Annotated in this window: 9 protein-coding genes and 1 riboswitch; of the genes, 5 read left to right on the top strand and 4 right to left on the bottom strand. The window is 68.2% G+C overall.

Annotated features, from left to right (window positions below; genetic code table 11):
* Positions 1 to 17: 17 nt before the first annotated feature.
* Complete coding sequence (locus tag ACE3T8_RS03950) at positions 18 to 2,207, top strand: putative bifunctional diguanylate cyclase/phosphodiesterase (protein ID WP_374606977.1); 2,190 nt, start codon at positions 18 to 20, stop codon at positions 2,205 to 2,207.
* Here ACE3T8_RS03950 and ACE3T8_RS03945 read toward each other — a convergent pair.
* The 3 genes from ACE3T8_RS03945 to ACE3T8_RS03935 are packed head-to-tail and all read right to left on the bottom strand — an operon-like array spanning position 2,165 to position 5,522.
* Positions 2,165 to 3,304: a homoserine dehydrogenase gene (locus ACE3T8_RS03945; protein WP_374606975.1), complete on the bottom strand. Its 1,140-nt coding sequence runs from the start codon at positions 3,302 to 3,304 to the stop codon at positions 2,165 to 2,167. The genes ACE3T8_RS03950 and ACE3T8_RS03945 overlap by 43 nt on opposite strands.
* Complete coding sequence (locus ACE3T8_RS03940) at positions 3,301 to 4,512, bottom strand: O-succinylhomoserine (thiol)-lyase (protein WP_374606974.1); 1,212 nt, start codon at positions 4,510 to 4,512, stop codon at positions 3,301 to 3,303. Before ACE3T8_RS03940 ends, ACE3T8_RS03945 begins: the two co-directional genes overlap by 4 nt.
* Positions 4,509 to 5,522, bottom strand: a complete 1,014-nt coding sequence (locus ACE3T8_RS03935; RefSeq protein WP_374607060.1) for a homoserine O-succinyltransferase — start codon at positions 5,520 to 5,522, stop codon at positions 4,509 to 4,511. Before ACE3T8_RS03935 ends, ACE3T8_RS03940 begins: the two co-directional genes overlap by 4 nt.
* Positions 5,523 to 5,715: 193 nt before the next feature.
* A riboswitch (SAM riboswitch) is annotated at positions 5,716 to 5,844 on the bottom strand.
* 196 nt (positions 5,845 to 6,040) lie between these two features.
* Between ACE3T8_RS03935 and ACE3T8_RS03930 the strand changes: the two genes are divergently transcribed.
* Positions 6,041 to 6,850: a M23 family metallopeptidase gene (locus ACE3T8_RS03930; protein ID WP_374606973.1), complete on the top strand. Its 810-nt coding sequence runs from the start codon at positions 6,041 to 6,043 to the stop codon at positions 6,848 to 6,850.
* A 67-nt stretch (positions 6,851 to 6,917) separates the two neighbouring features.
* On the opposite strand, the gene ACE3T8_RS03925 is transcribed toward ACE3T8_RS03930, so the two are convergent.
* On the bottom strand, positions 6,918 to 9,341 hold the full coding sequence (locus ACE3T8_RS03925) for a tetratricopeptide repeat protein (protein WP_374606971.1): 2,424 nt from the start codon (positions 9,339 to 9,341) through the stop codon (positions 6,918 to 6,920).
* A 71-nt stretch (positions 9,342 to 9,412) separates the two neighbouring features.
* Here ACE3T8_RS03925 and ACE3T8_RS03920 point away from each other — a divergent pair, with 71 nt between their 5' ends.
* From ACE3T8_RS03920 to ACE3T8_RS03910, 3 genes are read left to right on the top strand one after another with little or no spacing between them, the layout of a single operon-like run.
* Positions 9,413 to 11,017 carry a peptide chain release factor 3 gene (locus ACE3T8_RS03920; protein WP_374606970.1) on the top strand — a complete coding sequence of 535 codons (1,605 nt, stop codon included), beginning with the start codon at positions 9,413 to 9,415 and terminating at the stop codon, positions 11,015 to 11,017.
* A gap of 39 nt (positions 11,018 to 11,056) precedes the next feature.
* Positions 11,057 to 11,707 carry a hemolysin III family protein gene (locus tag ACE3T8_RS03915; RefSeq protein WP_374606968.1) on the top strand — a complete coding sequence of 217 codons (651 nt, stop codon included), beginning with the start codon at positions 11,057 to 11,059 and terminating at the stop codon, positions 11,705 to 11,707.
* 57 nt (positions 11,708 to 11,764) lie between these two features.
* Positions 11,765 to 13,729 carry an AsmA family protein gene (locus ACE3T8_RS03910; RefSeq protein WP_374606966.1) on the top strand — a complete coding sequence of 655 codons (1,965 nt, stop codon included), beginning with the start codon at positions 11,765 to 11,767 and terminating at the stop codon, positions 13,727 to 13,729.
* Positions 13,730 to 13,732: the final 3 nt, after the last annotated feature.

Here is a 13,732-nt window from a genome sequence, read left to right as displayed (position 1 = left end):
CGGTCTAGACTGAATGCATGCAAGCCTTGTTGGCGAGCGTGTTGCGGGGGGCACTGCTGACCGGGCTGTATTTCGCCGGGGCGGTGATCGCCGTGCTTTACCTGCGCACCCCGGCCGACGTCACCCTGTTCTGGCCTGCTGCGGGCATCGGCTATGCCGCGGTCCTGCGCTACGGCCTGAAGCAGGCACCGACGATCGCCATCGCCCAACTGCTGCTGCACCTGTTCGTGGTGCCGGTGCCCAGCACCTTCCTGCTGTATTCGGTGGCCAGCAATTCGGTCGCGACCGTCATCGTCTGCGCCTATGTGCAGCACCGCCGCACGAAACTGCAATTCCGCATGAACGACGGCTTGCTGTTGCTTCGGGGCGGCATCCTGCTGGGCCTGATCAGTGCCGCGATCGGCACGGTCGGCATGCTGCAGGCCGGGATGGTGCCACCGGACGACCTGATGCGCGTCTATACGCAATGGCTGCTCGGCGACCTGCTGGGTATCACCGCGGTGACGCCCAGCCTGCTGTTCCTGTTCAACATCAATCGCCGCAACGCGGCCCACGCGATGCCGACCGAAGGCGGCCGCCGCGAGCGGGTGATGTGGGCGCTGCTGATGCTGCTGGCGATGCTGGCGGCGTTCTACATCGGCCGCGAAGGCAGCATGTATCCGCTCGCGCTTGCCAGCCTGCCGCTGGCCTTGCTGCTGTGGTCGGCGGCGCGCTATCCGCCGATGTTCACCGCCTGCGCCACGATGGGCGTGACCATCTTCCTGGCGCTGATGCTGGGGCTCGGCGCGGGCGGGTTCCAGCGCCCGGAAACCCTGCAGGACACGGCACTGATGATGGGTGCGCTGGTGGTGCACTCGGTGATCCCGATGCTGCTGGTGGCCTCCTACCAGGAACGCTTCAATGCGATGGCCGCCCTGCACCATCGTGCGACGCGCGACCCGCTCACCGGCCTGCTCAACCGCGATGCGTTCGAGGAGCAGGCGCGCGCCGCGCTCACCGACGGCCACGACACACTCACCCTGCTGTACGCCGACCTCGACCATTTCAAGCTGGTCAACGATTCCGCCAGCCACGTGGCCGGCGATGAAATGATCCGCAACGTGGCGGCGCTGGTCAGGTCCGAGTTCGGCGACACCGCGCTGATCGCACGTACCGGCGGCGACGAATTCGCGGTGCTGGCACGGCTGGATGCGGCCGGCGCGACCACCCGTGGCCGCCGGCTGCTGTCCGCGATCGAGGCGATGCGCGTGGCCTGGCAGGGCCAGAACCTGGGCACCACCGCCAGCATCGGGCTCACCACCAGCCAGCCGCCGCACATGGTCTTCGACGAACTGCTGTCGAAGACCGATGCCGCCTGTTTCGAGGCCAAGGAACTCGGCGGCAACCGGCTGTTCGCGACCGAACAGAACGCGGAAGGGATTGGTGTGCGCACGCGCCTGATGCACAGCGCGATGGCGGCGCGCGAAGCGCTGGACCAGCGCCGGGTCGAGTTGTGGTGCCAGCCGATCGTCGACCTGCGCAGCCCGGGCCCGGAGCAGGCGCATTTCGAGGTCCTCATGCGCTGGCGCGACGCCGAGGGCAACCTTCGTCCGCCGGGCGAACTCATCGCCGCCGCCGAGCGCTACCGCATGGGCCCCCGCCTGGACCGCTATGTCTGCGGCGAGGTGCTGGCCTGGCTGGAAGCGCATCCGGAGGTGGCGTCGAAGGTGGAGCAATGCAGCATCAACCTGGGTGCGGCGACACTGACCGACGAGGATTTCAGCGACTACTTCGCCAACCGGTTGCGGCGTAGCCCGCTGCATCCGGAGCAGTTCTGCCTGGAGATCACCGAAACCAGCGTGGTCCGCGACATGACCCGCACCCGTCGCTTCATCGGCCGGATGCGCGACCTGGGCTGCCGCTTCGCGCTGGACGACTTCGGCACCGGCTTCTGCTCGTTCGGCTACCTGCGCGACCTCGATGTCGACTACCTCAAGATCGACGGCAGCTTCGTCCGCGACCTCGATCATTCCGGGCTGTCCGAAGCGGTGGTGCGCTCGATCACCGAGATCGCCCACCTGCTTGGCAAGCGCGCAGTCGGCGAACAGGCCGCGACCGAACTGCAGCTGCAGCATTTGCGCGCCCTGGGCGTGGACTACGCGCAGGGCTACGTGTTCCAGCGGCCTCAGCCGATCGACGCGTTCTTCGGCCTGGTGGCAGCCGACTGAGTCCAGGCGGCATCCGCGGACTGGATCGCCAGCGCGTCATCGAGCAAGCCGGCGGCCGTCACATCCGCACCAGCCCCCGGCCCCTGGATCACCAGCGGACGGTCGCGATAACGATCCGACCAGATCGCCACGCGGTTGTCGGTGCCGGCACCACCGACCAGCGGATGATCGGCGGGCAACGATTCCAGCCCCACCGTCGCCAGGCCACCGGCCTGCAGGCGGGCGACGAAGCGCAGCTTCTCGCCATTCCGATAGGCCGCCGCGTAACGCTCGCGCAATGGTCCGTCGAGTTGCGTCAGGCCGTCATCGAGTGCCGCTGGCGATAACGCAGCCAATTCCGGCGGCACCAGCGATTCCACCTGCACCGCATCGGTTTCGAGCGGATAACCGCTGGCCCGGGCAAGGATCAGGAGCTTGCGGCGGACGTCCTCACCGGACAGGTCGTCGCGCGGATCGGGCTCGGTGTAGCCGGCCTCGCAGGCCTGGCGGACAAACCCGGAAAACGACCGCAGTCCGTCGTACTGGTTGAACAGCCAGGCCATCGACCCCGACAGCACGCCGGCGATCGCATGGATGCGGTCGCCACCGGCCTGCAGCGCGCGCAGGCTGCGCAGCAACGGCAGGCCCGCGCCGACAGTGGCGCTGTCGCCATACTCGGTGCCACCGGCGATCCGTGCCGCCTGGATCGCATGCCAACGCGCAAGGGTGGTGCCTTGCCCCAGCTTGCAGGCAGTGACCACGTGGATGCCCTTGGCCAGCCAGTGCGCGTGGCGCTCGGCGACCGCCTCGGACGCGGTGGCATCGATGACGATGCGCGCGCCACGGCCACCGAGCACGCCTTCCACCGCATCCAGCGAACTGGCATGCGGCGGGTTGCGCATCAACACCTCACGGGTGTCGGCCGGGATGCCATCGCGGTTGCTGATCGCGAAGCGCGAATTCGCCGCATGCACCAGCGACAACCGCTCGCCCAGCGGCGTACCCGACCAACTGGCCAGGCGGGCCCAGACCGCGCTGCCGACGACCCCGGTCCCGAGCAGGGCCACGCGGGCCTGCCTCGTGCCGGAACCGCGCAGCGGCGCGATCCTTGCACTCACGGTGCGACGGCCTTGCGTTTGTCCTCGCAGGTCAGCGCGCGGTCCAGCGCCGCACCGATGTCGGCCAGCAGGTCGTCGGCGTGTTCGATGCCCACCGACAACCGCAGCAGGCCATCGGAGATGCCGGCGACGGCGCGCGCTTCCGGCGACATCGCCGCATGGGTCATGGTGGCCGGATGCGCGACCAGGCTTTCCACGCCGCCAAGCGATTCGGCCAGGGTGAAGTACTGCAGGCTATCGACGAAGGCGCGCACGGCGGCCTCGCCACCGGCAAGTTCCAGGCTCAACATCGCGCCGAAACCATGCTGCTGGCGCGCGGCCAGCGCGTGCCCCGGATGCGAGGCCAGGCCCGGGTAATACAGCGCCCCGACCGCCGGATGGCCATCGAGCAGGCCAACCAGCGCCTCGGTGTTTTCCTGATGCACGCGCAGGCGCGCATCCAGCGTGCGCAGGCCGCGCAACGTCAGAAAGCTGTCGAACGGCGAGCCGGTCAGGCCCAGGCAGTTCGCCCACCAGGTGAGCTGTTCGTGCTGCGCGCGATCCTTCGAGACCACCGCACCACCGACCACATCACTATGACCATTGATGTACTTGGTGGTCGAATGCAGGACGAAGTCGGCGTCGAAATCCTCGATCGGGCGCTGCAGCGCCGGCGACAGGAAGGTGTTGTCGACCAGTGCCAGCGCGCCGGCCTTGTGCGCGGCATCGATCACGAAACGCAGGTCGGTGATCCGCAGCAGCGGGTTCGACGGCGTCTCGATCCAGACCAGTGCCGGCGACTCCTGCAACGCCTCGGCCAGCGCGCGCGGATCGGTCAGGTCGCAGGTGATCAGTTCGAACGCACCCTTCTTCGCCAGCGCGTTGAACAGCCGCCAGCTGCCGCCGTAACAGTCGTGCGGCACCACCAGCCGGTCGCCCGGCTGCAGCAAGGCATTCAGTGCGAGGGTGATCGCGCCCATGCCGGTCGCGGTGACCACGCCGCCGGCGCCGCCTTCCAGTTCGGCCAGCGCCTCGCCCAGCAGGTCGCGGGTCGGGTTGCCGCTGCGGGTGTAGTCGTACTGGCGCTTCTCGCCGAAGCCGGCGAAGCTGAAATTCGACGACAGCACCAGCGGCGGGGTGACCGCACCGTAGGCGGGGTCGCGGTCGATGCCGGCGCGCACGGCGCGGGTCGCGCGGCGCGCATCGATGGCAGTCGGGGCCTGGCTCATACGGATACTCCAATCGGATCGTTGACGTCGTGGACGGGGGTGAGGCGTTGCTTGCCGGCCTGCAGTTCGCCGGCGAGCAGCGCGTCGATGCGGTCGGTTTCCTTGAGGAAGGCGTCGTGGCCGTACTGGGAACGCAGCACGCGCAGGCGGCCATTCAAGCCAAGTCCCTCGACCAGGCTGACCGCATCCGACATCGGAACCAGGCGGTCGCCTTCGACGGCGACGACCGTGGTCGGAACCACGATGCGCACGGGATCGACGCGGTGCAGGTCGATCGACTCCGACAGCCGCAGCCATGCGGTTGCGGAGACGCGGGCGACGAACTTCGCGCCAGCCGCATCCAGGTAATCCTCGGCGGCCACGCGCACATGGCCATTGCAGACCTGTGGCGGCGCATCGAAGCGCTCGCCGAATTCCTCCGGCGTGCGGTAACTCAACATCGCGAACTGGCGGGCCAGCGACAGGCCCTGCTCATCCGCGCACTGCAACTGACCCAGCGCGACCGCCTTGCGCTGCAGCGCGCGCCATGCCGCCGCATACGGATGCGCGCGATGCGCACCGCTGACCGCGACCAGCTTGCGCAGGTGTTGCGGATGCCGCGCCGCCAGTTGCAGGCCGACCAGCGCGCCGTACGAATAGCCGACGAAGGCTTCCAGCACGTCGATGCCAAGCGCGTCCAGCAACAGCGCAAGCGCGTCGGCCTGGTCGGCGGTGTCGATCGGCGCATCGATGCTGCCATCGGCGCCGACGTAGTCGAACGCGAGGATCCGCAGGTTCGCCGGATCCAGCGCGCGGCCGGCATCGAGCAGGCCTTCGGCCCAGCCGGCATCGCGATCCAGCGCGTTCGCGGCCACGTGCCGATGCGCGGAAATGCCGCCGGCCACGAACACCACCGGCGCACCGGCCGGACCGGCCAGTTCGTAGGCGATGCGCAGCTTGCGGGTGCCGGCGTGGCGGGTGGCGAGCACCGCGTCGATGCCGCCGCGGCGCGCATCGGGCACGCCGGGCACCGCCCCGGGCGACGCACGCAGGCCATCGCCACCCGGGGGGAGGGAGGGGCTGGCGATGACGCTACGTTCGGCAAGGCTCACGGCGACACTCCGATGGACATTTCTGCAAAGGCAGGGCCCATCGGAGCGTTGCGGGGAGTACCGGGAAGAAGGACCGACGGTGTCGGCGTCGCGAACCGCACGGGGCAGCTCGCAACCATCTTCCGGTGGACACGCAGGTCCCCGCAGGATTTGGCACCGCGAGGAACCGGCCGCAATGCGGTCGGTCCATCAGGTTGCCCCGGCTTCTTCGGGCCTGTCCCTCAGCCGGTCTCGATGGATGCGACCAGTCTGGCCACCCGCTCCGGACATGTCAATCGCTTTATCCGGATGAAGCGATGTAAATAACCAATCGTCATGACCCGGCGTCATCGGGAATACTGGCCACAGGCATGCAGGTCGCATCGCGGACAGGAATGACCCCGAGCCCCTGCGATGATCCCGGCCGTGACATTTCTCCTGGAAACGACAGCGAAGCAATGACGACCCGGACCTTCCTCTCCCTTGCCGCGGTTCTCCTGCTTGCCGGCCTGCCGTCGACGGTCGGCGGCGCAGAGGGGCGAAGCGACGGCCCGGCACCCATCGCCACCCTGCGCATCGAACCCGCCGACGGCGAATACCTGGCCTGGGCCGACAACCGCCTGGCCGGCCCGATCGAAGTGATCCTGCGCGCGGGCGCGGGCGGCGACGTGCCCAGCGACCCACTCCTGCCCGCGCGGGCCAGCGTCCCCGCCGGCGGCAGCACGTTGGTGGCGCGGCTGCGGCCCCCCAGTGGCCGAAGCGGCAACCTGCAATTGCGCATGGAAGGCGTGCCCGGCAGTTCCAATGCGCGCCCGCGCGATGTCGACTACCTGCCGCCGTTGCGGGGGCCGGCGCGGATCGACCAGGGCTTCGGCGGCAGCTTCAGCCACGACGACGTGCAGAACCGCCACGCGCTGGACTTTGCCGCCGACATCGGCACGCCGGTCTTCGCTGCGCGCGCCGGCAGGGTGATGCAGGTCGAGGCCGGCTTCCGCGCCAGTGGCATTGCATCCCGCGACAACCGCGGGCGGGCGAACTTCATCCGCATCCTCCACGACGACGGCAGCATGGCCCTGTACGCGCACCTCGCCGTGGACGGCGTGCTGGTCCGGGTCGGCCAGGACGTCACCGCCGGCCAGCGCATCGGTCTGTCCGGCAATACCGGCTTCAGCACCGGCCCGCACCTGCACTTCGCGGTGCAGGTGAACCGCGGGATGCAGTTGGTGTCGATCCCGTTCCGGATGCGCGGCGTGGCACCGGCACGCTGACCCCTGCGACGCTGCGGATCGGGTTTGTTCCTATCCGCGGATCACGATGGTCTGCACGGATCGATCCTCAGGACTTGGCCACGGCCCCGGCGCGCATGGCGCTGGCCTTCTCCTGCTTGCCGAGGCGTTGGTAGACGCCGGCGAGACGCTCGGCCGCGGTGCGCGTGCGTTCGTGCCCGGCACCGAAGCGCGCCTGCAGGCGGGCATGACTGTCTTCGAGCACGCGCCTGGCGTCGTCGAAATGCCCCAACTGCGCCAGGCACTCGCCGCGATTGCTGTCGAAGATGGCGGCGAAGGGATGGTCCGCTCCCAGCCGCGCGCGTACTTGCGTCGACAGCGTGTCGAATTGCGCCAAGGCATCGGCGAGCCGGCCACGCTTCATCAGCAGCATGGCCAGGTTGTTGCGCGGCGCGAATGTATCCGGGGCACCGGGGCCGCCACGCGACTCCTGCGCGGCCAGCAGGCTGCGCAACAGCGCCTCGGCACCGTCCAGGTCGCCCTGGTCTTCCAGCCCGTAGGCCAGCACGCTGCGCGCCACCAGCGCCTTGTCGTCGCCCTCGGGACGATTGGCATCCAGCCAGGCACTGGCGCTGCGCACCAGCGGCACGCCCTCGGCGGCATTCCCGCGCTCGATGAGCAATGAACCCAGGTTCAGCTGGCTCATCACCGTCGCAGGATGGTTTTCCCCCAGCACGGCCACCCGGCCCGTGGCGGAACGTCGGAACGCGGCTTCCGCTTCATCGGTATGGCCCAGCTTGTTCTCCACCACGCCGAGCTGGTTCCACGCATACAGGGTCTGAGGATGGCGCGGCCCGAAGGTGCGCACATGTCGTTCCGTTGCATCGCGGGCGACCTCGAGCGCGGCGGGATAGTCGCCGTCCAGTTGCAACGCGGACGCCAGCTGCAATTGCAGCCCGAGCGTACGTTGCGCGTCCTCGCCCAGCGCCTTGCGCGCTTGCGGCAGCAGCTCGCGCAGCGCCGCCACGGCCTCCTTCTGCTTGCCGCGCTCACGCAACAACTCCGCACCGGATTCGTCCAGCGCGATGCGCAACGCCGGCGGCAATGCGCTACGCCGAGCGCGCAGCTCGGCCAGGCCGGCTTCGCCGGTGTCGTAGTCGCCGGCGAAGATGGCGCCCCGCGCACGTCCCAGCAGCAGTTCGTCGCGCAGCGCTGCCGGCAGTGCCTTCTGTGCCAACGCGGCATCGAAGGCGGCGCGCGAACGCGCACCATCGCCCAACCCCAGCCAGGTGGTACCCAGCACCTGGTGCAGGCTGGCGATCGCACCCGGCGACAACGAGGACGATTCCAGCTCGGCCGCGGCGACATCCAGGATGTCGCGGACGCGCAGGTCGCGCCCCTGCGAATGCTCGGGATCGGCCTCGGTCAGCATGCTTTCGACGAAGGCGTTCACCGCCGCCAGTTCCTGCGCGCGCGCTTCCGCTTCCGCCAACGCCGCGCGGGCGCGCTGGGCCGCCAGCGTGCTGACGATGGTCGCGGCCAGCAACGAGGCGAACACGAGGCTCGCGGCGATGCTCAACGCACGATGCCGGCGCACGAAACGCGCGGCGCGATATGCGCGGGTTGGCGCGCGCGCACTCACCGGGAGGGAGGCCAGCACCGCCTCCAGGTCCTCGGCGAACTCTGCGGCGGTGGCATAGCGACGGCCCGGCTCAGACGCCAACGCCTTCATCACCACCAGGCTGAGATCGCCGCGGGCATCGCGGTTCAAGCGCTCCAGCGGTTCCGGATCCTCGCGCCGGACGATGTCCAGCGCCTCGAACAGGCTGGACGATGAGAGCCGCGGATGCGGCAGGCGGCCGGACAGCAGTTCGTAGCCGATCGCGCCAAGCGCATACACGTCGCTGCGCGCATCGGCGTCGCGCGCATTGCCCTCGAGTTGCTCGGGGCTCATGTACGGCAAGGTGCCCATCACCTGCCCGACCTGGGTCATCTCGCCGCCGATTTCCCCGTGCAGGCGGGCGATGCCGAAGTCCAGGATCTTCGGCTGCCCGTGTTCGTCCACCAGCACGTTGGAGGGCTTCAGGTCGCGATGGACGATGCCGCGCTGGTGGGCGAAGTGCACCGCATGCGCCAGCTTCGCCAGCAGGCCGATGCGCGCGCGCAGGTCGGGCTTCTCGCGCTGCAGGTAGTCGCGCAGATCGGGCCCGCGCACGACTTCCAGCGCGAACCACGGGGTCGGAATGCCGCCGATGCTGTCCTCGCCCGCGGCGTACAGGCGGACGATGCCCGGATGTTCGAGTTGGCCGAGAATCGAGACCTCACGGCGGAAGCGCTCCAGCGCGCCGCCTGAGAGGCCGCGCACGACCTTCAGGGCGACATCGCGCGGCGGATGCGACTCGCGGGCCAGGTAGACCCGGCCCATCCCGCCCTCGCCCAGCAGGCCAAGGATCCGGTACGGCCCGATCGCATCGGGCAGCCCGGCATCGATTTGCACCTGCTCGTCCAGGGCGTGGGTAACGTCGTCTTCCATGATTGGCGCGGTGCCCCCCCGGCGGCGTCTCGTGGCTGCGGCCATGCTGCCCGCGCCGGTATAATTCCGCAATGTCAGAAGTCTTCCTGGAAGCTGCGCGCCGTCGCACCTTCGCCATCATTTCCCACCCCGACGCCGGCAAGACCACGCTGACCGAGAAGCTGCTGCTGTTCGGCGGCGCGATCCAGATGGCCGGTTCGGTCAAGGGCCGCAAGGCCGCCCGCCACGCGACCTCAGACTGGATGGCGCTGGAAAAGGAACGCGGGATCTCCGTCACCAGTTCGGTGATGCAGTTCCCGTACGAGGGCCGCATCGTCAACCTGCTGGACACCCCCGGCCACGCCGACTTCGGCGAGGACACCTATCGCGTGCTCACCGCGGTGGACAGCGCGCTGATGGTGATCGACGTCGCCAAAGGCGTCGAGGAGCGCACGATCAAGCTGATGGAGGTGTGCCGCCTGCGCGACACCCCGATCATGACCTTCGTCAACAAGCTCGACCGCGAGGGCAAGGATCCGATCGAGCTGCTCGACGAGATCGAATCGGTGCTCGGCATCCAGTGCGCACCGGTCACCTGGCCGATCGGCATGGGCCAGCGCCTGAAGGGCGTCGTTCATCTCGTGACCGGCGAAGTGCATCTGTACGAGCCCGGCCGCAACTTCACCCGCCAGGATTCGACCATCTTCCCGTCGCTGGATTCCCCGGGCGTCGAGGAGCGCATCGGCGCGGACATGCTGGCCGAATTGCGCGAGCAGTTGGAGCTGGTGCAGGGCGCTTCGCATCCGTTCAATCGCGAGGCCTACCTCGAGGGCATGCAGTCGCCGGTGTTCTTCGGCTCCGGCGTCAACAACTTCGGCGTGCAACCGCTGCTGGATTTCTTCGTCGAGCACGCACCGTCGCCGCAGGGCCGCGCGACCACCACGCGCCTGGTCGAAGCCGCCGAGCCCAGGCTGACCGGCTTCGTGTTCAAGATCCAGGCCAACATGGACCCGATGCACCGCGACCGCGTCGCCTTCATGCGGGTGTGCTCGGGCAAGTTCGAGGCCGGCATGAAGGCCTTCCAGCCGCGCACCGGCAAGGAGATCAAGCTCGCCAACGCGCTGACCTTCATGGCCAGCGACCGCGAGATCGCCGAGTCCGCCTTCCCCGGCGACGTGATCGGCATCCACAACCACGGCACGATCTCGATCGGCGACACCTTCACCGAGGGCGAAAAGATCGCGTTCACCGGCATCCCCAACTTCGCGCCGGAATTGTTCCGTCGTGCGCGCCTGCGCGATCCGCTCAAGCTCAAGCAACTGCAGAAGGGCCTGGCACAGTTGAGCGAGGAAGGCGCGACCCAGTTCTTCCGCCCGCTGATGAGCAACGACCTGATCCTGGGCGCGGTCGGCGTGCTGCAGTTCGAAGTGGTGGCGTATCGCCTCAAGGACGAGTACGGCGTGGAAGCCAGCTTCGAGCAGGTCGCGGTCACCACCGCACGCTGGATCCGCTGCAACGACGCGAAGAAGCTGGAAGAGTTCCGCGAGAAGAACGCGATGAACCTCGCCCTCGACGCCGCCGGCCACCTGGTCTACCTGGCGCCGACCCGGGTCAACCTGCAACTGGCGCAGGAACGCGCGCCCTCGGTGGAATTCCTGGCCACCCGTGAGCATGCGCAGGCGGTGGCGGTCGGGTGAGCGAACATTTGCTCTATCCCCACCACTGACGCTGCAGGCATGGCCAATCCAATCAAGCACGTCGATCCCCGGGAAGAACTGGCCAGCGCGCTGACCCATGGCCTTGGCGCAACCGCGGCGTTGGCCGGTGGCGCGATCCTGATCACCCTTGCCGCGCTGCACGGCGATCGCTGGCAGTTGGGTGCGGCGATCGTGTTCGGCATCGCCCTGCTGGCGCTGTACGTGGCCTCGACGCTCTACCACGCGATCCAGCACCCGGTGGCGAAGGGGCGGCTGAAGGTCTTCGACCATTGCGCGATCTACGTGCTGATCGCCGGCACCTACACGCCTTTCACCCTGATCGGCCTGCGCGGCCCGGTCGGCTGGTGGATGTTCGGCGCGATCTGGACGCTGGCACTGGCCGGCGTGATCTTCAAGCTGTTCTACACCGGGCGATTCAAGCGGCTCTCCACGCTCATCTACATCGCGATGGGCTGGATGATCATGGTCGCCGCCAAGCCGATGCTGGCCGCACTGGACACATGGACACTGGGCTGGCTGCTGGCCGGCGGCCTGTCCTACACGCTCGGCACCTTCTTCTACCACCGCGAGTCGATCCGCTACTCGCATGCGATCTGGCATCTGTTCGTGCTCGGCGGCAGCACCTGCCACTACATCGCGGTGATGGCGCAGGTCGTGCCTGCACGCTGAACGCCGGCGCTGGGTGTTCACCGTGGCTTGACCACCTGCACGGGACAGTCGGCCGGGATGCAGCAGACGACCCGCCAGAACATCCGTTCCTTTCCGCAACGCCACCCATGGTGGCTCGCAGCCTTTTTGCTGTTGTCAGGCTTGGTCGTGCTGCTCCTGCTGTGGGACTGGAACTGGTTCAAGCGCCCGATCGAACGGCGAGTGACCGCGCAGACGGGGCGCAGCTTCCACATCGATGGCAACCTGGATGTCGACCTGGGTCGTACGCTGACGATCCGTGCCGATGGCCTGCGCTTCGCCAACGCGCCATGGGCACGCGAACCCGAAATGGCATCCGCGCGCCGCCTCGAGTTCGACCTGCGCGCCTGGCCGCTGCTGCGTGGCGACGTGAAGATCCCGCGGATCGTGCTCGATGTCCCGGTGCTCCACCTGCAACGCAACGACAAGCTGTTGGGCAACTGGATCTTTGCCAAGGAAGGCGGCGGCGAACTGCCCAAATTCCGCAACGTACACATCGAAAACGGCACGCTGACATACTTCGAGCCCACGGAGAAAACCGACATCAAGGTGTCGGTGGACAGCGGCCGACCGCAAGCGAACGCTGCCGAACCTTCGATCGTCGTGAAAGGCGGTGGCAAGTGGAACGGCAATCCTTTCACGCTTGCGGGAACCGCCGAATCGCCACTGGAATTGCGCGAGAGCGAACGTCCCTACCGGATCGACCTGCGCGCCGCCGCCGGCCCCACCCGGGCACATGCCCGCGGCACGTTGCTCGATCCCCTGAGCCTGCGCGACTTCGACCTGAAGCTCGCCCTTGCGGGGCAAAACCTCGACGACCTGTTCCCGCTGCTAGGCGTGGCATTGCCACCTACACCGCCGTACGCGCTGGATGGCCGATTCACCCGCAGCATCGACTCGCCCACGCGCAGCACCTGGAAGTACGACGGGTTCACCGGCAAGGTCGGCGACAGCGACCTCTCCGGAAGCGCGCATGTCAGCGCGGGCGGCAAGGCCAAGCCCTACCTCAAGGCCGACCTGCGCTCGGCGCGGATGGACCTCGACGACCTGGGAGGCTTCATCGGGCTTGCACCAAAGGCCGGGGCTGGCGAAACCACCAATGCCGAACTGGCGGCGCAGGCCGCGCAACAACAGGCAGGCGACAAGCTGCTGCCCGACGACCCCTGGAACCTGGCGAAGCTGCGGGCGATGGATGCCGATGTCCGCCTGCGCGCGAAGCGCATCGACACCCGCGCTCTGCCGGTGGACGACATGGACGCCACGCTGGCGCTCAAGGATGGCGTCCTGGTGCTCAAGCCGCTCGACTTCGGCGTGGCCGACGGCACCATCCGCTCGACCATCCGCATGGACGCGCGTGAGCGCGCGATCCGCAGCAATGCAGACATCCGCGCGACCGGACTGGTCCTGTCCAAATTGATGCCGGACTCGGTGAAGCTCGGGCAAACCGCAGTGGGCAAGGTCGGCGGCCGCGTGGTCTTCACCAGCCAGGGCAACTCGATCGCGCAACTCGCGGCGAATGCGGATGGCGATGCCGAAGCGGGCATGGGCGCGGGCAAGATCAGCAAGCTGCTGATGGAATTCGCTGGACTGGACCTGGCCGGCATCCTCAAGATCAAGCTCACCAGGGACGAGCAGATCCCGATCCGCTGCGCCTACGGCGACTTCGCGGTGGAGGATGGGGTGATGACGCCGCGCGCACTGGTGTTCGACACCAGCGAGACCCGGCTCAACGGCAGCGGCCGCATCGACCTGCGCAACGAACGGCTCGACCTGACCATCAGGCCCAAGACCAAGAAGTTCAGTCCGCTGTCGCTGCGCTCGCCGCTGTACATCGAAGGCAGCTTCAAGAAGCCGGACCTGCGACCGGATTACACGCGGATCGGTTTGCGCGCGGCGGCCGCGGCCGTCCTCGGCGGTGCTGCCGCGCCGGCGGCACTCGTGGCCACCGCCGACCTGGGCCAGGGCAAGGACGCCACGTACTGCGGCAATGAAGCCGCGAAGTGACGA

Source organism: Thermomonas sp., from assembly GCF_041919455.1.
GTDB lineage: Bacteria > Pseudomonadota > Gammaproteobacteria > Xanthomonadales > Xanthomonadaceae > Thermomonas.
The sequence above is the reverse complement of the archived record's forward strand: the minus strand, read 5'-3'. Positions and strand labels throughout refer to the sequence as shown.

Bases quoted from the DNA above. Each gene is read 5' to 3' on its own strand.
- ACE3T8_RS03915 (WP_374606968.1), top strand. From the start codon at position 11,057: ATGGCCAATCCAATCAAGCACGTCGATCCCCGGGAAGAACTGGCCAGC.
- ACE3T8_RS03920 (WP_374606970.1), top strand. From the start codon at position 9,413: ATGTCAGAAGTCTTCCTGGAAGCTGCGCGCCGTCGCACCTTCGCCATC.
- ACE3T8_RS03925 (WP_374606971.1), bottom strand. From the start codon at position 9,341: ATGGAAGACGACGTTACCCACGCCCTGGACGAGCAGGTGCAAATCGAT.
- ACE3T8_RS03950 (WP_374606977.1), top strand. From the start codon at position 18: ATGCAAGCCTTGTTGGCGAGCGTGTTGCGGGGGGCACTGCTGACCGGG.
- ACE3T8_RS03940 (WP_374606974.1), bottom strand. From the start codon at position 4,512: ATGAGCCAGGCCCCGACTGCCATCGATGCGCGCCGCGCGACCCGCGCC.
- ACE3T8_RS03910 (WP_374606966.1), top strand. From the start codon at position 11,765: ATGCAGCAGACGACCCGCCAGAACATCCGTTCCTTTCCGCAACGCCAC.
- ACE3T8_RS03930 (WP_374606973.1), top strand. From the start codon at position 6,041: ATGACGACCCGGACCTTCCTCTCCCTTGCCGCGGTTCTCCTGCTTGCC.